Here is a 23,883-nt window from a genome sequence, read left to right on the forward strand (position 1 = left end):
TGGGTGGCAAAGCTGTGTCTGAGAGTATGGAGACTGCATTCCCTGGTTAAGCCGATTTTTTTTTAGCTGCGTAGAGCATCATCGAGACGGAAGCACTTCTGATATGGGTTCCGGGCTTCTGGCCGGGAAACAACCACAGCTTGGGCTTGTACTCCTGCCAATAGGTCCGCAGTTCAGGGAGCAACTGTCTGGACAGAACCGTATAGCGATCCTTGCGTCCCTTGCCCTGTTGGACCCTGATTACCATCCTGGACGGATCGCTTTCAATATGCTCCGGCTTGAGGCGAATAGCTTCCCCGACACTAAGCCCTGCGCTGTAGATGGTCTTGAGCAGAACCCGGTGTTTAAGGTTATCAATGCAGCCCAGAAGACGGCCTACCTCTTCCATTGACAGTACGGCCGGTAGTTTCTTGCTCCGTGGTTTCGACGGCAGGCCAAAGCGGTCATCAACCTCCCGGTCGCAAATATGACGGTAGAAATAGGTGATGCCTGAGAGATAGGTCTTGCATGAACTCCATGCCAGTTTTTTCTCCAGCAGCAGATGGCGGAAATAGCCCCGCACCTGGTCATTGCTCAGCTTCTCCGGGGACTGATTGTAGTACTTTGTCAGGCATCTGACTCCACTGATGTACCCACGCTCACTGCTGTCTCACAAATAATAACGTGATTACGGATAAATAAAGGCTCGGAGAGCTTCTTGTGTTATAGTGAATTTGCGAAAAACAATATAATAACAAGGAGATCCGAGCCATGGCTCATTCTAGCACAATCCTAAATCAGATTGCTTCATTTTTCCCAAGACATGATTTTGAGAAACTGGCAAGAAAGCATCATCATGGACAAAAGTTTCGCTCCTTCAACAGATGGAGCCAGTTTCTCGCCATGACTATAGCCCAACTCACTTCCAGAAAGAGCCTTCGTGACTTAGTCAGCAACCTGGCCGTTCAAAAGTCTCGTTTGTATCATTTGGGTATGAGGCCAACTAGTCGGGCCACCTTGGCTCGTGTCAATGAGCAACAGCCTTATGAGACTTTCAAAGCCATGTTCTTTCAGCTTTTGCATAAGTGCCAGGCGAATGCTCCGAAGCATAGGTTCAAGTTCAAGGGTAAAATTTATTTACTCGATGCAACGATGGTCAATCTCTGTCTCTCAGTGTTTCCGTGGGCTAACTACCGCAAAACCAAGGGTGCCATGAAATTGCATTTTGGCCTTGATGCAAGTGGCTATCTTCCAGTCTTCATGGATATGACGGAGGGCAAAAAACATGAAATCGAATGGGCACGATCTCTTAACCTGCCTGCCGGTTCTTGTGTAGTTTTTGACCGAGGGTTCACCGATTACACTTGGTACGAGACCCTCGACAAACGCAAAATAACGTTCGTAACACGGCTTAAAAGTAATGCAAAAGTCTATCGCTACGGCAACCGACGTAAACCCGATTCTCCTGATGTTCTTGAAGACCAAAAGATAAAAATTCCAGGATATCAGTTCACTTTTCGACGGATTATCTATGTTGATCCAGAAACGGGCATTGAGTATCAGTTTGTGACAAATTCGAGGAAACTCAAAGCATCAGAGGTTGCTGCAATTTATAAAGAACGCTGGCAAATCGAACTGTTCTTTAAGTGGATCAAGCAACAACTAAAAGTGAAGACGTTTCTTGGAACATCTGAAAACGCAGTACTTACACAGCTATGGATTGCCCTCTGTGTCTATCTAATGCTGTCGTATTTTAAATTCATGGCCAAATTCAAAGGATCGCTCACGCAACTGCTCAGGCTATTGCAATTGAACATTTTTGAAAGAAGACCGTTGGCTGACTTGTTAAAGCCGCCTGACAAACCAGGAAAAACACAATTTTCGCCACAACTTGCATTGTGGAATTAACTATGAGACAGCAGTGACCCACGCTGGGTCTCATGGGTGAGACCGTGAAAATTCATGTGTTCGACGAACTCGTCTCGGATCGGACTACTCATGACGCACCTCCTTGGTTGAGTTGATAAGGACGCTACTACAGTATCTTATCAATCAGAGAAGTAATGGTAGAAATGAATTTCATGCTGGAAGAGGTGGGACAAAAGGGAGGCTGGTTGGTCGGTTTTTCTGCGTAGCGGTTCAGTTCACTTTGGTAATCAACTTAAGTAGTCTTCCAATGAAGTCTTCGCTGATCTGTAATAACTATGTATCAGAAGCTACTCTATTTCACTGTATTACCAGAAGGTTTAATGTTCTTAAAGCTCCCCGAACCATCTTGAGCAGGATCGAAACGAAATACATTTTTATCGACAAACCTATGTAATCTGACATCCACGTAAGTGGTTTGGTTTGGGCTTAAAATAGATTCAACAGGAATACCATTTGAACGGAACTCACCAGCACAATAATACGAAAATCCTTTCGAAGGACGAGCAACAATGCGGAGTCCAAACTGACCATCTTTAATTTCTTTCATTTTTTCATAATTCAAGTAGTAGATTAATCTGCCGGTGGCATCGTTCATCTGTCTATCTTTAAAGAAACCCTTCGGTAACAGTTCAGGCTTGTATTGTTTTCCGGCTAGCAAGAAAAGATCATAGTTACCTTTCCCAATCTGCTCTCCGTGATCATCTTGTATATTAAAAATTAGCATGCAATATTTATCTTCTCCTGCTTGCTGCTGCTCAGTTAGTTTGTCCAGCTCCTTAGCTCTTTCTTCATATGTTTTTGGGCTTTCTACTTTTAAACATTTTAGGATACCAGTTACAATTGGGGAATTAATATCATCACTCTCTACACTCCGCATAATACCCATTCTGGTTCCAGAATGGCTATACTCATTATATACACCAATAGACATCTTCTCAGGAATTCTCACATTACCTTCAGGCAATAGAGCAAAGGTAATTGGTCTTTTGCGTATAATTTGATCTCTACTCTGCGCTAGGGATAAATATCGATAATTCATATTTGCTCCAGCAACTCGAACGACACCGTCAGACCCATTTTCAACTAAATAGCTATTAACAAAATCATAGAACTTTTCATCAATACCCTGCCCAGTTAAAACAAATGGATAGAAACCACTATTGATATAGTCATAATCAAGATACTTTTGGTTAAGAGACCACTGACCATCGCTACCTAAACTTAGCCAGTCCAAAATCCTTTGCCCTGGTTCAACACCTTGAAACCAGGCTTTTATTCGACCTACTCTAGTTTTACCTAATTTAGCTAGCGCAGATCCATGATTAGCAGGTGCAAGCATGACAAGATGCTTTAGAGGCAAGAACTCTAAACCTTTTTCACTGTAATACTTATCAATCCAATATCTGACTACAGGCCCGCCTGTAGAATGAGTGATACACGAAAAAGGAGCAATACTATGTTTACCATTATTTTCAGGGAGATCGCGTAGAGCTTGGTCCAAAGCTCTTGCGAGATCATCTACTGTAACTTCATCCCTAAAACTAATGTATCTTCCGAGGTAAAGATGCTGAATATTTAGATCAAGATCAAATGATATCGCAGCACTTGAAAGTGCTTGGGGTAATTCTCCGTAGGTTTTGGTATTGGTCACACTCCACCCATGAATAAAAAGAAGTCTCATCTTTCCCCCATAATGTCATTTTCATATAATAACTACTACTTAAATTGTTAGACTAACAACAGTGTACTATTAACTAATATCAGTTACTTCTTCATTGATATATTGTTCAAGTATTGATTGGGCAGATGGATCAATACCTGTAGAGTCTTTAATTGAAGAAAGTGGGTACCAAACAAAATCTTGATGCTCCTCATTCAAAAGCACCTTCTGCTTTTTTGACCTACAAGTATAATAAAAAAAGATAAAATGCTTTTCTTTCCAAAAGGACTTGCCATAAATAAATTCGACGAATTTGTAAAGTTTAAAATTCTTCGGAGTTAAACCTGTCTCCTCGTAAACTTCTCGCTTGACCCCACTTATTAAGCTTTCACCTAGCTCAAGATGTCCGCCTGGAAGTGTTAGTTTGTTAAATGTTTTGAATGAGTTAAGCAATAGAACTTCATGATTATCATTCAATATAATCGCAGAGACAATTATTTCAGGGTATGATTTAGGCATTTAAACCACCATTTCAATTATAACAAATGATTAGGCTATTTCTCTCTCCAATGTCGTATCTGGTGGCCATCAAAGTTAAAGTCTTCCCTAAGAAGAACCTTTGATATATCGTTCAATTGTAAAATCCGACCAAATGATTTATATGATGAACCACATATCATGGAAATTTCACCATTTGGAGTGATATTGATATATGACCTCATAGTTCTAGCATTACTGTTCCTAATATCCACCTGAATGCTATCGTCAGAACTTTTTAAAAATAAAGTATTTTTAAGGAATTCATCTTCGGTAAGAAAAAATTCCTTGGAATTAACATAACCTCTTCCAAGAGGATAAAATCTAAAGACTTTCCACTTATAGACACTATGTTTCTTTAGTATTAGGAATATATCTTTTAATTTAGACACATTTTTTTTTGTAACAACAGTAGAAATATCTGTCTTGATGTTATAACTCTTAACTATCTCCAACAAACTCAAAATTTCTTCATAATGTTTATTATCACTCCTATGCAATGCATGTTGTTCTGCATAAGCACCATCAAGTGGAATTGATAATTCGTCTAGGATATTATTTAAACGTTGTAATTTCTCACGACCCAACAACTTTCCATTAGTATGCAGTGCAACTTTTAAACCTTTCAACTTAGCATATTGAATTAATTCGAATATATCCTTAGTTAACAAAGGCTCCCCACCCCCAAAGGATATCTTTTTCAACTCAAATTCATCAACAAGCCTATCTATGATCAAAAACTTTTCTTTAGTTGAGATTATGGGATTAATATCTTTATTATTGTAATATGCGTAACATATTGGGCATTTCATATTACAATCGACAGTCGTTGTCCAACACACGCCAGAAACTTTTAAGTTATTCATTTCAATCTAATCTGCTAATAATATTAATTCTACTTTTCTTTCAATCAACTTATCAAGCATCTCACTTTCAGAACCTGCAAAGCCATATTTTTCAGCTTCCTTTAAATTCGCATTTTTAACTTGTTCAAATTGGGCATCAAATTCAGATATACTTTGAGCGACTACTGGCAGCTCCCGATGTACTACCACTTTATCATACGATACTTGTTGGTGCCAAATTCTTTTACTCTCTAAGCAAACCTCATTGCCCAATATATTAATATTATTTGCTGTTGGAATACCAATATCAACCAAACTGATTGACCCTGAATACTTTCTGTATTGAGATAAAAATCTCTTAAACCGCTCCTGCCTTTTATCTATATCTGGGTAACGAGAGAGGGCCCAGTATAAGTCCAAGCATACTAAGCATTTAGCAAATGCGCCATTCTCTAGTAGTTGACACCATGATTTAGCACATTCGCTTTCAAGATCAGTAAGATTTCTAGTTGAAAAAAGCAATTCATCCTCTGCCTCAAACGGAGTGCCAAGCGGACCGATATTAGAATGATTCCTGATTATTTGACCTTCTGCCTTCTTATAAAAGTAAGAATTTTCTCTGTTTAATATATTTAATCGATCCTCTGAATCTAATGCAGACACAGATACGTTACCAGACAGTTCATCAATAAAACATTCAGTTGCCTCTTGATGCGTAGAGGCCATAAACACAATGGGCTTTAATCCTCGTTTGTTGAGATAACTTACTTCTGCATCACTCGGATTAGGGAGAAAAATATATGACGAATTCGACAATTTTTGAAGTTTATCACGCACATAATCAAACAATATCTTAAAATTAAAATCATTAAAACTATAACCAATAAATACTATAGTATTAGTAGCTAATACAGTAGATATATACTCCTTAACTAGAGTCTGATTCCTCATAAAATCATAATAGTCGTCTTCTGAAAACACAATTGAATCTGAATAATTTATCGTCCCATGCATTTTAAGCAGTACCCGCCCGTTTCTTATGCTGGACATCTGTTTATCTTCCCAAATAACACTTATCACCTCACTTGAACCTTCTTTAGCTGCCTCCTCCAACAAGTCATCCCAGTTAGTTGTAATTATTGTTTTTACAGGAAATGACATTAACCTTTTATGTAATCTGGTTCTCTTAACAGACCTCTCAAAAATTGCTTTAACCTCAGCAATAACATCTGATTTACCCACGCAATCATATAAATACTGAGCTTTTTGAATTGGAGATAGTTTCTCATAAAATTTTTTTTGATCGTCATTTAAAGAGTCACCAATTAGTGAGTGCTCTAATTGACCTATCAAATCGTCCCATAATGGTAGATTTGCATTATTTGAAAAACCACTACCTATAAAAAATGTGATATTATTATATTTAAAACTATTTATTAATGACGGCGGTATCTTGTTCATAATTATCACTGATAATAAACTATTAACAAACTATTACATGCTATCATAGCTTTCATTATTCCATACATACTCATCCTGATGAGGCTTGTAAGAAATGCAAAGTGGGACTGTACCATTAAAGTTTTTCTGTTGACTCATACATGGCTTCTTTTTTAGTCGAGATGGAAATATTTCACTAAGATTGCCTTCTTGAAAATTAATATAATTTTCATCATAAGTAGCAATGCTCATCTTTGTCCCGATACATAGAGCACATATCCTTATATTTCCATCCGGGTGTACAAGTACTCTCTCCCCAATTCTTACGGGGCAATAGTTATAAGCTTTAGGCTCCTTATCATACTCCGGCCTTGACACATATCGGTTTGGAATTCGGACCTTTATAGGGAGACTCTCGTTCTCAACCTCTCTCCTCATTTCACTATAAATATTAATCCATGTTTGAGGATCAATATGGGAAAAACCTGTAAACTTATCTCTTTCTATGCCCATTTCCAATAAGGGGTGAAAATTTACGACCGGAACACCTATATCTGCCAAGAAATATACAAATTCAGACAAATGACTTGAATTAGATTTATTGACACAACATGTAACAGATGTAGGATATCCTATTTGAATAGCCTGTTTAATCCTACTTACACACCTTTTATAAGATCCATTACCTCTATATTTGTCGTTTACATTTTCTATGTGACTATCAAGGCTAAATGCAAAATCTGATACATCTTTCAGTGATGATGTTAATAAAAAATTCGAATCGAGTTGACCATTAGTATCAAGACGAATATATTCATATCCAATCTCAGCACTATATTTTATTAATGACATCAATTTCTTATTGTCATTTTCAACATCGTATAATGTCGGTTCTCCACCAATTAGGGTTAGCTTTTTCGCACCATATTCTTTGAATATTTTTAACATTTTGCATGCAGTAGAATATTCAATTGAACGATCTGCAATCGTCGTTTTATACAGGCAATAATCGCAACTTAAGTTGCAAAGATCTGTAATATACAAAAAAACCTGCTTCAGGTTACCATCAAAATAATCAATGAATTCTTTATCTATTTTCATAGCACATTAGTTGTTCAGCTAGTAGATTTATTCATTTCTCTAGAAGTTGAAATGGGTATCCTCGATAATCGACACGACTACTATCAAGTTTCAGCAAAAGGACAACATCCATTATTTTCTCCCTTGTTTTGTCAACCCCACCATGGTCTTTTGTAGCTTCAATTTCGACAAAACATCCTAAATTTTCAACCCTATCAAGGGATATTTCAAAATCATTCTTATATAAATATACAATTCTATTCTTTGAAACGGTTACCAATTTAACTATATTTAATTCCTTCAATATATTTTTTAATGCGGACGGTGACGATATCTCAGTTTCATACTCATCACAGTGAGAGTGTTTTTCCCCTCCTTCTGGGTAAAAATGCTTGAAATTCAGTATATTTCTCCCACCCCTTTCTCTAACACTCAACCATTTATAGGGGTACTCTTCGTCCATATATCCCTCATTACTTGGGGAGAAATAATGATCTACTTGGTCTGTCTCACCAATATACTGTGCCATTTCGTCTAGCTCATTTTTAACCCTCTCATATTCACCTGGATCAACTACCAGCTTTATCTCTATTTCAGTATTGTTAAATGACATAATCTCACCTAATGATTGACAAAAAGCGATCAATCTTTTCTATTATTTTCCTTCTATCCTCGTCTACACCATTCTCCACACATTGATCAATTAGCAAACTATTATTTTCCATATCAATGGCACTTTTAATACTCATTGCCTCACGGTAACAACCTCCGTAATGGAATATTTCACAATCCATATAATTATTTTGAAAATTACCTTGAACCTCAGAAGAGACTGGAACTAAAGATAGTCCTTCCTGCAAGACAGATATAGAAAACGCAATTTCCTCTCGAAAACGAAAATCAATGACATCCTTAATATCTAAATATACTTTTCTCCATTTTTCAGTAATATTTACCCACTCTTTATACTTTCCGATGATTAAAGATGTATTGTAATGATTATCAACACCAAGATATCCGACTGAATCTAAAGCTACTCGATCCTTTTCACTTAATTTTTCAACCTCAGAGCTTATAAGAAATGCTTTTTCTTGTGATCGGATTGACATTGATTTAAAAGCAACATGGTCAGGGTCAGCATATACAATAGTATCAAATTCATGACCGATATCTTCAATAAAAGAAGAAATTAAAAATTTAACTCCATATGGATCATCTTTAAAAACCCTTCTATACCCTCGACACTTCACCCCAAGATTAGATAAAGTAACAATGAATGATTCCGGTAAATTAATATGATTTGGATATAAAACTAATATTTCGTTGAATATGTCAACAGACCGTCGTTTCATACTTTTTACTAGCACAATAAAGGCCTTATGATTGACTGTTTTTTCATCTACGACAGTTAGAAGCACCTGCCTTTCTTGCATCTTCATCATGTCTTTCCTAAACTCACTATATATTTACCAACAGTTCATACTCAACATGCTACCTTGTGGTATCCGATAAAAATTGACCGGTACTAGATAGTTTCCATCCTAAAACTGTCATTTTGCCCAATCTCAGCGTTGCATCTGAAATTTTAATCCCTGGAATATCAAACACATGCCTGTGGTTTAAATTCCAGCCGCGCCTCGATATAGAACGAAATGCCGAGTTTTAGGATGAAAACTAGATAAAAAACGGTCGTTTTGTGCTAGAAAGTATCCACACAAAACATCGTAACATTTTCCTAAAAAGATTAGATACATAAAAGCAACAAGAGACTTTTATGTCAATCGGTAAAAACGAAGGGGTTTTAGAGCACTAGAGTTGGGGGCCTTATCAGGTAAATATGCATCTACATGAGGCCAAGGCTTAGGCTAGCATTACCAACCTCAAATAGCTGACAACCTATTCAAAATAAACTTCCCAAACAAATAACTCTGAACGATAAGTGAGAATTCTCCAGAAATGGAGTAACCGCAAACAAGAGATTTCCAAAGAACATCTCTTAGGTGTGCAACAAGGGGTCAAACTGAAGATATCTACTGTTAATCTGCAGAGCCACACGCTATAGCAACGATAGAGGTTATCGTTGGCAATGTTAACCATGTAAGAAAACCTGCAAGTTAATACCTTTCCTCACTGCTGTCTCACAAGTAATAACGTGATTACGGATAAATAAAGGCTCGGAGAGCTTCTTGTGTTATAGTGAATTTGCGAAAAACAATATAATAACAAGGAGATCCGAGCCATGGCTCATTCTAGCACAATCCTAAATCAGATTGCTTCATTTTTCCCAAGACATGATTTTGAGAAACTGGCAAGAAAGCATCATCATGGACAATAGTTTCGCTCCTTCAACAGATGGAGCCAGTTTCTCGCCATGACTATAGCCCAACTCACTTCCAGAAAGAGCCTTCGTGACTTAGTCAGCAACCTGGCCGTTCAAAAGTCTCGTTTGTATCATTTGGGTATGAGGCCAACTAGTCGGGCCACCTTGGCTCGTGTCAATGAGCAACAGCCTTATGAGACTTTCAAAGCCATGTTCTTTCAGCTTTTGCATAAGTGCCAGGCGAATGCTCCGAAACATAGGTTCAAGTTCAAGGGTAAAATTTATTTACTCGATGCAACGATGGTCAATCTCTGTCTCTCAGTGTTTCCGTGGGCTAACTACCGCAAAACCAAGGGTGCCATGAAATTGCATTTTGGCCTTGATGCAAGTGGCTATCTTCCAGTCTTCATGGATATGACGGAGGGCAAAAAACATGAAATCGAATGGGCACGATCTCTTAACCTGCCTACCGGTTCTTGTGTAGTTTTTGACCGAGGGTTCACCGATTACACTTGGTACGAGACCCTCGACAAACGCAAAATAACGTTCGTAACACGGCTTAAAAGTAATGCAAAAGTCTATCGTTACGGCAACCGACGTAAACCCGATTCTCCTGATGTTCTTGAAGACCAAAAGATAAAAATTCCAGGATATCAGTTCACTTTTCGACGGATTATCTATGTTGATCCAGAAACGGGCATTGAGTATCAGTTTGTGACAAATTCGAGGAAACTCAAAGCCTCAGAGGTTGCTGCAATTTATAAAGAACGCTGGCAAATCGAACTGTTCTTTAAGTGGATCAAGCAACAACTAAAAGTGAAGACGTTTCTTGGAACATCTGAAAACGCAGTACTTACACAGCTATGGATTGCCCTCTGTGTCTATCTAATGCTGTCGTATTTTAAATTCATGGCCAAATTCAAAGGATCGCTCACGCAACTGCTCAGGCTATTGCAATTGAACATTTTTGAAAGAAGACCGTTGGCTGACTTGTTAAAGCCGCCTGACAAACCAGGAAAAACACAATTTTCGCCACAACTTGCATTGTGGAATTAACTATGAGACAGCAGTGACCTTTCCTGTAAATTTTGCTGACTAATTTCGAGTAACCTGTCAAAGAAAATAGAACTTTTCAGCAGGTGAGTGTCAGATCGAATTTCGATTTCTCAAGTTAAAGCGCGATATCCCAGCAGGCGTGTGAGACCTGGGAGACTACAAAGCGAGTGGCGAGAAATGTTTCGATTACCGCGATATTGGTCAGGGTGTGGTTGGTCGGTTGCAGGGTTCTGACATGACCGGTGCCCGCCAGCGCCATTGGCAGCAGCAGCTGGTCGGCCAGATTGGGCCCTACCGGCGCGCCGCTCTTCAGGTATCTTTTCACCTGGCTGACGGTTCGCTGCGCCACCTTTTCCGCACTCAGGTGTTTTTCGCCAAAGCCCGTAAAGGTCTCGGTCAGCTGGTCGGAGTGGACAAACACCGAGAGCACATTGCCGGGACCATATCGTTCATCCTGAATATGTTTTGTGTTTGCCCTGTCGATATGCAGTGTGCCGCAGACAACCCGCAACTCCCTGCGGCCGATGTGCTCAGGTAACTGGGCGCAGTACGAGCGGGCAGACAGGGACACCTCTCCCCTGGTCACCAGCTCAAGCGGCGTTAAGGAGCGGGCGGGGATAATCTCCACCTCTATCCGGCCACCGCCAACGGGGAAAAATCCAGGCCGGACCAGTCTTGCCCGAATCTCGACTCCCATCCTGTTTAGCAGTGGCAGATAGCTCTGTTGCAGGAACTCAAATGGGGGAGCCATGGGGTTGTGGGTGCCCCCCTCGATAGTTACGCGGCAGGGGTGGCTGCCAGCCAGTAGCCCGGGAAGGATGGCCTGCAGCACCAGGGTGCAGCTGCCGGCTGTGCCGACTTGAAACAGGTAGCTGCCTGCCTGAACCGCGCCGGGTTCAAAATAGAGCGTCTCGGAACCAAGCGCTGCTCCCTGGACCTGGGCGGAGCTGATCTGGGCGGCAGCGCGAACGGCAGTCAGATGCTGGCGCAACAGTCCTGGCTTTTTCCTTTTTGCCCGTATGTTTCGTATGGTGAACGACCGACCGGTGACCAGGGACAGGCCGAGTGCCGAGCGAACGATCTGTCCGCCCCCCTCACCGTATGCCCCGTCAATCTCGATCATGGCTCTTACCTTGTGCAGCCCACAGGATCATTGTGCTTCTTGGGATGATGCCTGCCACCTCCGTAAGCGAGGGAGCAAACAATGTCGTTGGTTTCTCCTAGCCAGTATAGTCCAGAGAACCCGCCAGTATCAATCACCCTTTCTGTTAGAACTCCTCCTGTCTGTATAACAAATCACTTCTTTTCCATGGCTGCCTGATCTTTGCCGACAAGAAATATTATCAGAATTTGACCTAAGTCAAGGAATGTGGGTGCCACCTTGTGGAATGATCAAGTAGCGTAATATCGAAACTTTAAGGGTGCAACGATTGTACGCCAGTGACTGGGGAGGAAAATGAACGGACAACCAAGATTAAACCAAGAGGAGGGATGTATATGTACTTCATGCTGGCAACAGCACGAGCTTCGGGGGAGTCTCAGGACATAAGGGATTCCGGGTGCCCACGGGACCTTCTATAACAGGGAGAGGAATTCTCATATGAAAACAAGTTGTTGGATAAAGTATTGCTCGCTGACTGCGTTTGTAGCTGCGTTGGCGTTTTTCGTCTACCTGGTAGACGCTTCCAAAGCGCTTTCGTATCTCTCCAAAGACCCGCTGGCATGCATCAACTGCCATGTAATGAACCCGCAGTACGCAACCTGGCAGCACAGTTCACACAAAAACGTCGCAAGCTGTGTGGATTGCCATCTGCCGACAGACTCGATGGTTGATAAGTATCTGGCCAAGGCTAGAGACGGCTGGAATCACTCCGTTGCGTTTACCTTGAACACCTATGGGCAGAATATTCAAATCAGTGATGATGGTGCCAAAAGGGTTCAGGCAAATTGTATCGCATGTCATGCAGGGCTAACAGAGACAATCAGAAGCAACCAGGACAGGTACCACGATTTCAGCGGAGCCCCTGCTGCAGACAGAAAATGCTGGGAGTGTCACCGGGAGGTTCCCCATGGCAGGGTACGGAGTCTCTCATCGACTCCGGATAATCTTGGTGTTCGCGAACTTTAATTTTGGGGAGGATAGAGTGAATAAATATGGATTTTTGATGATTGGGTCGGCGGTAGCCCTGGCAGGTATGGGCTTGATGGCAAATTCAATTAATGGCAAACAGGTGGAGCGGGAGGTTCTGACCACACTCCCCGTAGTAAAGGCTGATGGTGTGGAGAGTCGAAATGATGAATGGGCACGTTATTACCCTCGTCAGTATGACTCATGGAAACAGACGAAAAAGAACGACAAGATAAAAGATATGCTCGAAGAGAAGCCGCAGCTGGCAATTCTCTGGGCAGGTTACGGTTTTGCCAAAGACTATAATGCGCCCCGCGGTCATTTCTATGCACTGCAGTCCAATATCAATACCTTGAGAACCGGTGCTCCGGTCGGCCCCGTGGATGGTCCCATGCCCACAGCCTGCTGGACTTGTAAATCTCCGGATGTGGTGCGGGTGATGGAAGAGCAGGGCGAAAATGAATACTTCACCGGTAAATGGGCACGCCTGGGGGAAGAGATCGTCAACCCCATCGGCTGTGCCGACTGCCATGATTCGTCCACCGGCGACCTGACCCTTACCCGGCCGTATCTTGAGCGTGCACTTGAAGCAAGTGGCACCAATCTCGATGAGATAACCCACCAGGAGATGCGTTCACTGGTCTGTGCCCAGTGCCATTCGGAGTATTATTTCAAAAACACCGAATATACCGATAAAGAGGGTACGGAGCAGGTTGCCAAGGTGGTCACCTTCCCATGGAGTGAGGGCTTGGGCGCCGAGGACATGGAGCGGTATTATAACAACTACGGTTTCAAAGATTGGACCCACAAGATCAGTAAGGCTCCAATGTTGAAAGCACAGCATCCGGGTTACGAAATTTACAAGACCGGCATCCACGCACAACGCGGTGTATCCTGTGCTGATTGCCATATGCCGTACAAGCAGGAAGGCAGCGTCAAGTTCTCCGATCACCACATTGCCAGCCCGTTGGAGAATGTGGAAAATACCTGTCTCACCTGTCATCGTGAGACCGAAGAAGAGTTCAAGCAACTGGTGAAAACCAAGCTCGACAGAAAAGAGCAGCTGATGGAAATCACCATGGATAACCTGGCAAAGGCGCATCTTACCGCCGGTAAAGCCTGGGAGTCCGGCGCCACCGAAGAGCAGATGGCAGGGGTGTTGGAGTCAATCCGTTCAGGCCAGTGGATCTGGGATTACTCTATCGCCAGTCATGGTTCATTCTTCCATGCACCGGAAGAGACCCTTCGTCTGCTCGGTGTAGCCAATGAAAAAGCGCAGCAGGCACGCCTTGAACTGGCAGGTATTCTGGCCACTCTGGGGGTAACCGATTACCAGATTCCGGATTTCTCCACTAAAGAGAAGGCACAGAAGCTGGCAGGGGTGAACCTCGAAAAGCTGGTGGACGAGAAAAATGAATTCCGTGAACTGTTGCTCAAGGAGTGGAGTGAAAAAGCAGTTGAGGCCGGGCGTCTGAATCCGGCAACCAGGGAAGGAATGAGCGATAAGACTTCGTATAACCAGTAATCCCAGTGGTTGAGACGCAATTATAACGATCCGACTTGATTGGATGTTGTCCGATCAAGTCGGAATTGTTTTTAATGAGTTATATTTTTTCGATTTCACGAACAGTTTTTTCATTTACGATATTGCCGGTGTTGAGAACAGACCCAGGTTCAAAAAGCATCACGTGACATTCTTCCAGGGCTACGGGCAGGTGCTCTACCCCTTTGGGAATGATAAAGAACTGTCCTTCCTGCAGTTGAACATCCCGCTCTCGTAACTTGATGGTGAGCTTACCTTGGATCACCATGAATAATTCGTCTTCACTGGCGTGATGATGCCAGACAAATTCTCCTTTCAATTTTGCCAGTTTCATGAGCTGCCCGTTAAGCTCACCCACAATTTTCGGGCTCCAATATTCGTCGAATTGGCCAAGTTTTTCTTTTATATCTACCGGGATCATTGTGTTTTTATAATTCAATTATTATCTGTTCAAAGTGTTGAGGTTATCGCTGCGCTGCTCTTGACATGTATCGACTATCCACCTGGAAAATCTTTGATCTGGCCACAATTTCAAACCCAAACCTTTGGTAAAAGGTGACATTTTCATCTGTGTCCGTTTCCAGGTAGGCTGGTGCTGAACAGTTATCCACCTCCTGGCAAAACCGTTGCATAAGTTTGGAGCCAATTCCCATTTTTCGATGAGATGGCAGTACACCGATTGGTCCGAGATGCCAGTGCTGTTCCAGGGGATCTCGTATTGCCCATTCCCGGAGCCAAAAAGACTTCCTGAAATTGAAATCATTCTCATCTGGAAGAATTTGTGTTTCATCCTGATCTTTCTTACCGGCGCATGAGTTCATCCTCATAACACCGATGACTTTACAATCTTGCCTGGCAAGAAAAACTATTCCGGGGCGGGTATGAAACAGTTCAACGAACATCGTTTCAATCTTCAAACGTTCGTTCTCTCCATTACCCTGAAAGACGGCAATATGGAGTGGATTGTTCAGCATAGCGATGCTGAGAACCTTTGTGGCCTCCTCGATGTCGCTACGCTGCATAAATGAGATATGAACACGGCTCATATGCATGCTTTATAAAGTTTGAAATTGTTCTTGCACGAGTAAGATATCTAATTGTTATTCATGGAATCTTCACCAGTTTTTTTGGCTGTACCCGCAAGAAGATCGGGAACTGAAATATCCCATGGAGTCCAGAAGAACGGCGATTGCTGCATATGAGATTCGTTTTTGTTGCTTTTGTTGCAGCAGGCTGGCTAGTCTTCAATGAGTCGAAATTGAATCCCTTTTTGTAAAAGAAGATTGGGCAACCCGGAGGTTCCTACGCAATGCAGTGCGCCAACAACAATGAGTACAGGTTGGTTAAGTTTTATTACGTCGAGTAATTTCGGCAGCCAGTTACGATTTCTCTCAATAACTAAGTTGTTGAATAATGTGGGATATAGCTTCAGGTTATTTTCGAGGTAAGATCTCAACCATTCAATGTTTGAGTGTATTATGCACTGAATCATGGTCTCCAGTTCACGGAACTGATCTTTGAGTTTGCAGGTGACTGTTTCAAGGTATTGAATTTGTTCTTCTTTGCTGGCCGTGTCAAATGCTCTCAGCGGAGCGTTGATATCTTCGAGTTGAATGAGATTTTTTGAGTCGATTTTTTTGGCTCTGGTTAAGAGTGCCTGGTCGATACCGTTCGCTTCATTATATCCTCGTTTCTCTGCGTAATTTAAAAACATCCAAGTTGCGGCAGTGCATGGCTTTAACAGGTCGAACTCAATACCTATTATTCCATAGAGATCCCAAAGTTGTTTTGCCTTTTTGTAAAGCTCGTTTGGGATATCATTTTGAATCCTTATGCCGCTGGGATAGTAAAGCAATGTGTTATCAATTAGAGATGATTGAGTCAGGTCTGTTTCGAAAGCTATGTGTTCTGCGGAGCGTAAATAGTTCTCATATCTCTCGATCAATTTTTTTTGTTTTTTGTGAAGAATATGGACAGAACCACAAATGTGAACTGGATAAGAATCCGCTTTCCAAATCATCTGAGTTCCTCGCTAATATGAAGATGCAATCAGCTGATTCCCACTCACCCGGTTTTGGGAGAAAATTGCCCATTGATCGGAATGTGTAGCCTGGATGATGGTGGGAGAGTTTGCCATCGACGTTCTCTCTTAGAGAAAAAGTTAAAAGTAGCAATGTGTTGAAGGGTATTTTATACAATTTTATCGTGCTTTGTTTAGTATTGCAACGCAGGCAGAATGGTGGTTTCGTCAGGAAATGTACAGTACGATTCTGCAAGCTGCGACTGTCTTGAACTCATATACAGGCCAGTGGATTTTCCCTGAAATGCATGGTGAATAGTCTTGGTTTCAGCCATTCGGGATAAAACTGAAGTTCAGAAAACCTTACTACTTGTTACTTCGGAGGATTGAATGAATTTTGAAGTGCGATTTGATTGTGAAGAAGTCGATTGGCAGAACGTCTCAGACATTTTGAAATCTGTAGGCATGGCTCACCACGGAGCCGAAAAGCATGAAGCTGCCTTCAGGGGGAGCTACACCACAGTTTTCATCTACCAGGGAAAACAACTGGCGGGATTTGGCCGGGCCATATCGGATGGAGTCTATCAGGCCGGGGTCTATGATGTGGCCGTGGCAACAGACTTTCAGGGGCAGGGATTGGGCAGGCTGATTATGGAAAAGATCCTCTCGAAAATATCGAACTGCAACATCATCCTCTACGCTTCACCGGGCAAAGAAGGTTTTTATGAAAAACTGCAGTTCAGGAAGATGAAGACCGGTATGGCACGATTCATGAACAGCGAGGCAATGCAGGCTAAAGGCTTTACCGAATAGGGGAGAGCCGAGAGGTCTCCCCTGTGAGGTGTCGGTGGATCTATATGTAAACGTTACTTGGAATGACAGGCGTGCAGGACATCAGCCTTTTTCCAGAACGGTTTTTCTTGAGATATACTCATCTTCAGAAATATCACCTGCAGCAAAGCGATTGTGCAGGATATCCATAGCTGATTGTGTTGCGCCGCTATTGGACTTCGAGGCAAAATATCTGAAAATGCTGACAAGGGCGTAAAGAACAATTCCCCAAAAAAGTAACGGTACAAGCCAGTTAAAAAGAAAAGGACCATGTGGATGTGGCCAGATTGAGAACCAGGAACTTCCTCCCTGCCACCAATGTCCCATGTTACCTCCCCAGCTTCCGTGATGTGCGCTCCACATAAAAAATCCTCTGTCTGAAATTATTGCAAATGCGGGTTTCGTTTCTAAAGTAAATTTAAGCAAAAGTCATACCGTTTCGGAATGGATTGCTAAAATCTAATAAAATCAAGTTCTTAATATGTTTAGAGAGCTGTTTGATATAGCGGGACTTACTGGGGGCTGTATAAAAAGTACCCATCAAGGAACGGTAGGTGGGCAAAAACGTACCAGATTTGTTGTAGTTGCCTGAGTACATTCTGGATAATCTGTTTACGGGAAAAAGAGAAATGCCCGTAATTCTAGACTATTTTTGCCTTGCTGCCGGTGCTGGTTTGCGGTGCCCCTGGCACCATCGGGGGGAGTATCACAGATTATCCGGGGGGCAGCAGTATCTGGAGTAACCTGCACGCTTATCCTGGTTGGCTACTCGGTTTCGGCCTGGTGGAATGCCTGGCGACCAGTATGACTATCGCCGGGTTTACTGCGTTGAGATTAAGAGATTATCCCAAATTTCTCTTCAGTTCAGGGAGCTGGTCGATAATCTTTTGGGCCTGCTTAAGGTGGATGCGCAGATGGAACGCGAACATACAGTTCCACCTGTGGGCGTCAAAGGTTCCAAAGAGAGGGTGAGGTGCGGTCGCTGTGTTTCGCAACTGATCGAGTGCATCTATTACGCTCAGATGCTCATCCACCGACCTGTTAAAGCCTTCCACAGCTTCAATGCCAATATCATCAGCGGGCAACACATCGGTTGCCGGGTTTATTTTTGCTTTTCCTGAAAGAGGCTGGTTCTTTGCCAGTTGTTCTGTCGAGGCTGTTATCGCCTCGTTGACCAGTCTGTTATGTTCCAGCAACTGGTAATATGACCAGTTGCGCATATTCTCATCAACACCGGGCATGGGTGGCACCAACACCTGGGTTGCGCCTGCTGCGGCTGTTAGTTCTTTTGCCATGTTGTTATAGCGAGCCTGGAACTCAATGGTCTGCTCCCGTACTTTTTTTCTGCTCGTTAAAAAGAACAGGGTCTGAATCACCGTTTTGAGAAGTAGGTTGCCCATTGTCAACTTTGCACCGGTCAGAATTTTTTCATAGCCTGCTGTGTGAGTTCTTTCCAGGATATTGCCGATACGGGTTGACATCAAGAGTCGCGCATCTGTTTGCCGAGTTCAGGTAGTCACGGTACACTAAAACTATAGGAGGTGCGCCATGGAAACCCGTCTGTTCGGTACTCATCAGCTTAGTCAGATTTCTCAACTCGAACGTTTATCCGAGGAACAACGTTTCGCCATTCGGGTGGTTGCTACAGTGCTGCCGTTTCGAGTGAACCACTATGTGATCGACCAACTCATCGACTGGGATAAAATCCCTCAGGATCCGATGTTCCAGCTCTGTTTTCCCCAGGCAGAAATGTTGTCACCAGCGCATTTCAATCGAATTGCTGATTTGTTGCGGCAACAGGCGTCGACGGAGCAGATAAAGCATGCTGCCCAGGAGATTCATAAGGAACTGAACCCCCACCCGGCCAACCAGCAGACGCTCAATGTGCCCAGGCTGGATGAGGTCCCGATAACCGGGATGCAGCATAAATACCGGGAGACAGTGCTCTATTTCCCCAGTCAGGGGCAATTCTGTTTTTCGTACTGTACTTTTTGCTTTCGCTGGCCTCAGTTTGTCGGTGAAAAAGAATTACGAATAGCCGCAACTGACCCAGAGGTACTTTTTGCTTATCTGCGTCGTCATCCTGAAGTTACCGATCTGCTTATTACTGGTGGAGACCCTCTGGTGATGAGCGCGCGGCGGCTGGAAAAAATAGTAATGCCCCTCTTGAAGGAAGAATTCAGCCAGTTGAGGAATATTCGTATAGGCAGTAAAGCTCTTTCTTACTGGCCATATCGTTTTCTGACCGATCATGACAGTGACGACCTGTTGCGTCTTTTTGAGTGCGTGACCAAAGCCGGGAAACATATGGCGCTGATGGTGCATTTCAACCATTGGCGGGAAATGCAGCCCGAACCAGTGCGCAAGGCGATTTCGCGAATTCAGGGGACTGGTGCAGTTCTCCGTACGCAGTCACCGCTACTCAGACATATCAATGCTGCCTCGGATATCTGGCAGAGGATGTGGCAGGAGCAGGTACAGCTGGGGTTGATTCCCTACTATATGTTCATAGTCAGGGATACGGGGCCGCGAAGCTATTTTGAGGTGCCGCTGGTTGAGGCCTGGCATATCTATCGCCGGGCGGTTCGCAAAGTTTCAGGGCTGGCCCGTACTGTTCGCGGACCTTCGATGAGCGCTGGTCCGGGTAAGGTCGAGATTCAGGGTGTTGTGGAGTTGACTGGCGAGAAAGCGCTGGTACTGCGATTCATTCAGGGCCGCAACCCCAACTGGGTGCAGAAACCATTTTTTGCCCGATACGATGAGGCAGCCACCTGGCTTGATCAGCTTAAGCCTGCATTTGGGGAGGAACGATTCTTTTATGAGGAAGAATAGTTTGTTGAAAATAGAATTTGAATTTTAGGTATTGCCGGGCGGTTATCAGCACCTGAGTATGAATTAAATCTGCACTATTCTGTAAATATTTTCCCCCTTGTTTTCCGAAGTGCGAGGAAATGTAAGGGGTGATCATGGTCTATCCTTTTCTTCGGGCAATGTACTGTTCAGCCTATCCCGTTTCTACATTCTCTGCCGCCGCAACCATCGGACAACGTTCATCGTCGATGAGATGGAGACCGGCTCGATCAGCTCAAACCTGATGACGGTTTCCTGTCAGGATTTTGCTGTCCAACCCCTGGGGCTGGCCGCGCTTAACCTGTTGGCCTGTCGTGTTTGCGCGGTGAGTGTCACTTGGTTAAAGACGATATTTTCCCCGGCAGGATTCATCGGGAAGGGGGAGGTGCAGTCTTCAGAGTTGGTCGAAAAAGTCATTGTAACATGAAATTTTTATGGATATACATTGCTGCGTGTCAACACGATTCTTTTGGAAATTTTACCAAATCCTAAAGGAAGGTTGGCTAGATTGTAACGCGTCCATTGACTGGTGCATTACAGATGCCCGGTCCTGTCGAAGAGAGCGAGTGAGGTTTGGTCGAAAGAGGGTTTTATCCCGGTGTCGAGGGGGGCACCGCTTTCAGCCGGATCTCTCGGGGGGAGTTCTTTTCAAAAGACAGAGGACGTGAGGGAAATTGAGATTCGTGGCAAGCTTTTCCTTTTACAATCTTAAGGAGTATACGTATGAAACCGAAATTACGATCCCTGTCTAACCATTCCGGAACAGGCATTCATCGTCGGGATTTTCTCAAGTTTTGTGGTGCCGTGGCTGGTGCACTCAGTCTGGACGCCACTTTTATTCCCAAAATTGCCGAGGCGCTGACCACCGGCAACCGTCCGCCGGTTCTCTGGCTGCATTTTTCCGAATGTACCGGTTGCACTGAGTCCTTGCTGCGGAGCTCCGCACCGTGGATGGACGAGCTGCTGTTCGATACCATCTCTCTCGAGTATCATGAGACCCTGATGGCAGCGGCCGGGCACACTGTCGAGACTTTGCTCACAGACGCCGCAAACGCCTATGAGGGGCAGTTTTTCTGTGTAGTTGAGGGATCTATTCCCACTGCGGATAACGGCATTTACGGCACCATCGGTGGCCGTACCATGCTGAGTATCGCCAATGAAATTATCCCCAAGGCCCAGGCTGTCATAGCCTGCGGTACCTGTGCGGCCTATGGCGGATTGGCTGCAGCATCACCCAACCCGACCGGCGCTAAAGGTGTTCTTGATGCCTTACCTGACCTGAATGTACCGGTAATCAATCTTCCGGGTTGCCCACCCAACCCTGTCAATTTTGTGGCAGTACTTACCAACTATCTGCTCAACGGTTCCCTGCCGGCGCTGGACAGCAACCAAAGGCCGCTTTTTGCCCATGGCAAGAGGATTCATCAGCAATGCCCATACAGGCGGGAGAAATCGAAATGCCAGAAAAATTTTGGCTGTAAAGGACAGTGGACTTCAAGCAATTGTCCGAATGTGAAATTCAATGATGGTACCAGCTTTCCCATGCAGGTGGGGCATCCATGTATCGGCTGCTGCGAACCTGACTTCTGGGACACCATGACTCCGTTGTATACCGCTTCCTAGCGGCCGGAGCAATGATGGCTGAGTTGTGTGCCGTTCACTGAAAATTTCACATGAGGAGACAAAATCATGTCTGAGCGAATAGTTATTGATCCGGTGACTCGAATCGAAGGTCACCTGAAAATCGAAGTGGAAATTAACAACGGTGTTGTCACCGATGCCTGGAGCTCGGGAACGCTGTTCCGCGGGGTCGAGACCATCCTGTAGGGCCGCGAGCCGGAAGAAGCGTGGTTGATTACCCAGCGTCTCTGCGGGGTATGCACCTATATTCATGGCGTAACTTCAGTGCGTTCGGTAGAGGACGCCTTAAACATCACTGTGCCTGAGAATGCCCGACATATACGTAATCTTTTAACCGGTGGCCTGTACGTGCATGACCATCCGGTACATTTTTATCATCTGAGTGCCCTTGACTGGGTTGATATCGTCAGCGCACTCTCTGCCAGTGTTTCCGCTACCGAGTCACTGGCCAAGTCACTTTCAGCCAATGCACCAGCTATAGATTTCGCTGCTACACAGGAAAGTCTGCAGAATTTCGTAAACAGTGGAAAGCTCGGCCCCTTTGCCGGAGGTTACTGGGGCCACTCAGCCTACACCCTGTCACCTGAAGAGAACCTGCTCTTTGCAGCGCATTATCTTTATGCCCTGCGTCAACAGGTGAAGGCGGGCCGCATGCACGCTATCTTTGGTGGCAAGAACCCGCATATCCAGAGTTTACGAGTAGGTGGCGTTACCTGTGCAGATGAGATCAATACCACCCGTATAGGTGAATTCCGCAGTCTCTTAAATGAGATGCGTGATTTTATCGACAATGTCTACCTGCCGGATGTCCAGCATCTTGCCTCCGCTTACCCTGAGTGGGGTACAATCGGTGGTTTCAGGAATTACCTGGCCTTTGGTGAGTTCCAGATGAGCAATAGTGATCAGGGTGATCTGTTCCTGCCTGCTGGTGTAATCATGGATAAGAATATCGGCCAGGTGAATGACGTTATGCTTGCTGAGATTAACGAGCATGTACGCCATAGCTGGTATGAAGGCTCCACTGCCAGGTATCCGCAATATGGAGAGACCGTGCCGAACTACACTGGCTACAACACTGATGATCGGTACAGCTGGCTGAAAGCTCCTCGTTATAAAGGTGAGCCGATGGAGGTTGGTCCTCTGGCACGTATGTTGGTTGCTTACGGTATGGGACACCCCAATGTGGTGAGTGCTGTAGACGGTTTTCTCGCCAAGGCAGGCCTTGGTGTTGATGCCCTGCATTCCACCCTGGGCCGTTCTGCCGCCAGGGCCATTGAGACCAAGATCATCGCCGATGAGATGGGGTACTGGCTCGATCAGCTCCAGCCGGGCAGCAGCGCAAGAGTTTCCGCTTCCATGCCGAATCAGGCAGCCGGAATAGGTCTCAATGAGGCACCACGCGGAGCGCTGGGCCACTGGATCAACATCGAGAACCAGAAGATCGGTAACTACCAGATGGTGGTTCCTTCTACCTGGAACCTGGGCCCGCGCTGCGCTTCGGGATCACGTGGACCTGTCGAGGAAGCACTTATCGGTACCCCGGTGGCCAACCCGGAGCAGCCGGTTGAGATCCTGCGTATCGTTCACTCCTACGACCCATGCATCGCTTGCGCGGTGCACGTGACCGACAACGATCAGGACAGCCATTACCAAATTAAGGTTCTCTAACTGTAATTTCCGCAACTGGTCTCTCATCTTTCCGGTTGCCGAAAGGCGGCCGGGAAAAATGAGTAAAAAAAAGGCTTGGAAATGCCTTTTTTTTATCTGCTGCAAGCATTTGAAACAAATTGGATTTCTGCCACATTGTGGGTGTTTTGGTGCGGCTAAGTGTTGTTACTTTCGTAAAAAAAATAGTTGTATTGCTACCGCTTCTAGGCTATTGCTGTGTTGCAGGCTTGATCCTGGCAGGTGATAGATGTATGCCTATAATATTGTTAGGTTTACCTTTGCAGTAGATGCATTCCTGTCGAAGAGATTTGGTTGAGCTGAAAAGAAATGACACAGCCGCTTTGCTGCCGTGGACT

At 44.2% G+C, this 23,883-nt stretch carries 21 protein-coding genes and 3 pseudogenes; 9 read left to right on the forward strand and 15 right to left on the reverse strand.

Annotation, left to right across the window (positions count from 1 at the left end; translation table 11 throughout):
• Positions 1–46: 46 nt before the first annotated feature.
• Positions 47–388 carry a tyrosine-type recombinase/integrase gene (locus tag FCL45_RS24795; RefSeq protein ID WP_267314018.1) on the reverse strand — a complete coding sequence of 114 codons (342 nt, stop codon included), beginning with the start codon at positions 386–388 and terminating at the stop codon, positions 47–49.
• A gap of 69 nt (positions 389–457) precedes the next feature.
• Positions 458–634 (reverse strand): annotated as a pseudogene (locus FCL45_RS24800) (phage integrase N-terminal SAM-like domain-containing protein); the annotation flags it as partial.
• A gap of 116 nt (positions 635–750) precedes the next feature.
• On the opposite strand from FCL45_RS24800, the gene FCL45_RS06565 reads away from it, so the two are divergent.
• Positions 751–1,887 carry an IS4 family transposase gene (locus FCL45_RS06565; protein ID WP_176359988.1) on the forward strand — a complete coding sequence of 379 codons (1,137 nt, stop codon included), beginning with the start codon at positions 751–753 and terminating at the stop codon, positions 1,885–1,887.
• A 313-nt stretch (positions 1,888–2,200) separates the two neighbouring features.
• On the opposite strand, the gene FCL45_RS06570 is transcribed toward FCL45_RS06565, so the two are convergent.
• The 7 genes from FCL45_RS06570 to FCL45_RS06600 all read right to left on the reverse strand — a co-directional run bounded on the left by FCL45_RS06570 (position 2,201) and on the right by FCL45_RS06600 (position 8,912).
• Positions 2,201–3,589: an esterase/lipase family protein gene (locus FCL45_RS06570; protein ID WP_136799962.1), complete on the reverse strand. Its 1,389-nt coding sequence runs from the start codon at positions 3,587–3,589 to the stop codon at positions 2,201–2,203.
• Positions 3,590–3,658: 69 nt separating this feature from the next.
• On the reverse strand, positions 3,659–4,087 hold the full coding sequence (locus FCL45_RS06575; protein ID WP_136799963.1) for an NUDIX domain-containing protein: 429 nt from the start codon (positions 4,085–4,087) through the stop codon (positions 3,659–3,661).
• Between the two features lie 35 nt (positions 4,088–4,122).
• On the reverse strand, positions 4,123–4,971 hold the full coding sequence (locus FCL45_RS06580; protein ID WP_136799964.1) for a radical SAM protein: 849 nt from the start codon (positions 4,969–4,971) through the stop codon (positions 4,123–4,125).
• A gap of 6 nt (positions 4,972–4,977) precedes the next feature.
• The gene (locus FCL45_RS06585) at positions 4,978–6,411 is read right to left on the reverse strand and encodes an SIR2 family NAD-dependent protein deacylase (protein WP_136799965.1); all 1,434 of its coding nucleotides are present in this window, start codon (positions 6,409–6,411) and stop codon (positions 4,978–4,980) included.
• A gap of 33 nt (positions 6,412–6,444) precedes the next feature.
• Positions 6,445–7,491, reverse strand: a complete 1,047-nt coding sequence (locus FCL45_RS06590; RefSeq protein ID WP_136799966.1) for a radical SAM protein — start codon at positions 7,489–7,491, stop codon at positions 6,445–6,447.
• Between the two features lie 31 nt (positions 7,492–7,522).
• On the reverse strand, positions 7,523–8,083 hold the full coding sequence (gene cyaB, locus FCL45_RS06595) for a class IV adenylate cyclase (protein ID WP_136799967.1): 561 nt from the start codon (positions 8,081–8,083) through the stop codon (positions 7,523–7,525).
• Between the two features lie 4 nt (positions 8,084–8,087).
• A complete protein-coding gene (locus tag FCL45_RS06600; protein ID WP_136799968.1) occupies positions 8,088–8,912 on the reverse strand; it encodes a hypothetical protein in 825 nt (274 codons plus the stop codon).
• A gap of 797 nt (positions 8,913–9,709) precedes the next feature.
• Between FCL45_RS06600 and FCL45_RS06605 the strand changes: the two are divergent.
• Positions 9,710–10,846: pseudogene (locus tag FCL45_RS06605) on the forward strand (IS4 family transposase).
• Between the two features lie 115 nt (positions 10,847–10,961).
• Here FCL45_RS06605 and rtcA read toward each other — a convergent pair.
• Positions 10,962–11,969: an RNA 3'-terminal phosphate cyclase gene (gene rtcA / locus FCL45_RS06610; protein WP_136798949.1), complete on the reverse strand. Its 1,008-nt coding sequence runs from the start codon at positions 11,967–11,969 to the stop codon at positions 10,962–10,964.
• A 477-nt stretch (positions 11,970–12,446) separates the two neighbouring features.
• Here rtcA and nrfH point away from each other — a divergent pair, with 477 nt between their 5' ends.
• On the forward strand, positions 12,447–12,974 hold the full coding sequence (gene nrfH, locus FCL45_RS06615; protein ID WP_136798948.1) for a cytochrome c nitrite reductase small subunit: 528 nt from the start codon (positions 12,447–12,449) through the stop codon (positions 12,972–12,974).
• A 16-nt stretch (positions 12,975–12,990) separates the two neighbouring features.
• Complete coding sequence (gene nrfA, locus FCL45_RS06620; protein ID WP_136798947.1) at positions 12,991–14,499, forward strand: ammonia-forming cytochrome c nitrite reductase; 1,509 nt, start codon at positions 12,991–12,993, stop codon at positions 14,497–14,499.
• A 79-nt stretch (positions 14,500–14,578) separates the two neighbouring features.
• On the opposite strand, the gene FCL45_RS06625 is transcribed toward nrfA, so the two are convergent.
• From FCL45_RS06625 to FCL45_RS06635, 3 genes are all read right to left on the reverse strand, one after another.
• On the reverse strand, positions 14,579–14,938 hold the full coding sequence (locus FCL45_RS06625) for a cupin domain-containing protein (protein WP_136798951.1): 360 nt from the start codon (positions 14,936–14,938) through the stop codon (positions 14,579–14,581).
• Between the two features lie 43 nt (positions 14,939–14,981).
• Positions 14,982–15,563, reverse strand: coding sequence for a GNAT family N-acetyltransferase (locus FCL45_RS06630; RefSeq protein WP_167495856.1), 582 nt, complete (start codon positions 15,561–15,563; stop codon positions 14,982–14,984).
• Between the two features lie 191 nt (positions 15,564–15,754).
• A complete protein-coding gene (locus tag FCL45_RS06635; RefSeq protein WP_136798945.1) occupies positions 15,755–16,537 on the reverse strand; it encodes a TraB/GumN family protein in 783 nt (260 codons plus the stop codon).
• Between the two features lie 390 nt (positions 16,538–16,927).
• On the opposite strand from FCL45_RS06635, the gene FCL45_RS06640 reads away from it, so the two are divergent.
• The gene (locus tag FCL45_RS06640; protein ID WP_136798944.1) at positions 16,928–17,350 is read left to right on the forward strand and encodes a GNAT family N-acetyltransferase; all 423 of its coding nucleotides are present in this window, start codon (positions 16,928–16,930) and stop codon (positions 17,348–17,350) included.
• Between the two features lie 81 nt (positions 17,351–17,431).
• Here FCL45_RS06640 and FCL45_RS06645 read toward each other — a convergent pair whose 3' ends face one another.
• Positions 17,432–17,794 (reverse strand): SHOCT domain-containing protein, encoded by a 363-nt coding sequence (locus tag FCL45_RS06645; RefSeq protein ID WP_136798943.1) that lies wholly within the window; start codon positions 17,792–17,794, stop codon positions 17,432–17,434.
• Between the two features lie 416 nt (positions 17,795–18,210).
• The gene (locus FCL45_RS06650; RefSeq protein ID WP_136798942.1) at positions 18,211–18,849 is read right to left on the reverse strand and encodes a DinB family protein; all 639 of its coding nucleotides are present in this window, start codon (positions 18,847–18,849) and stop codon (positions 18,211–18,213) included.
• 67 nt (positions 18,850–18,916) lie between these two features.
• Between FCL45_RS06650 and FCL45_RS06655 the strand changes: the two genes are divergently transcribed.
• The 4 genes and pseudogenes from FCL45_RS06655 (at position 18,917) to FCL45_RS06670 (ending at position 23,527) form a co-directional block, all read left to right on the forward strand.
• Complete coding sequence (locus FCL45_RS06655) at positions 18,917–20,200, forward strand: KamA family radical SAM protein (RefSeq protein WP_136798941.1); 1,284 nt, start codon at positions 18,917–18,919, stop codon at positions 20,198–20,200.
• Positions 20,201–20,309: 109 nt separating this feature from the next.
• Positions 20,310–20,645 (forward strand): hypothetical protein, encoded by a 336-nt coding sequence (locus FCL45_RS06660; RefSeq protein ID WP_136798940.1) that lies wholly within the window; start codon positions 20,310–20,312, stop codon positions 20,643–20,645.
• Positions 20,646–20,941: 296 nt separating this feature from the next.
• Positions 20,942–21,841, forward strand: coding sequence for a hydrogenase small subunit (locus FCL45_RS06665; protein ID WP_136798939.1), 900 nt, complete (start codon positions 20,942–20,944; stop codon positions 21,839–21,841).
• A gap of 66 nt (positions 21,842–21,907) precedes the next feature.
• Positions 21,908–23,527: pseudogene (locus tag FCL45_RS06670) on the forward strand (nickel-dependent hydrogenase large subunit).
• Positions 23,528–23,883 lie beyond the last annotated feature (356 nt).

Origin of the sequence: Desulfosediminicola ganghwensis (assembly GCF_005116675.2) — a bacterium.
In the GTDB taxonomy this organism is placed as follows: Bacteria; Desulfobacterota; Desulfobulbia; order Desulfobulbales; family Desulfocapsaceae; genus Desulfopila; species Desulfopila ganghwensis.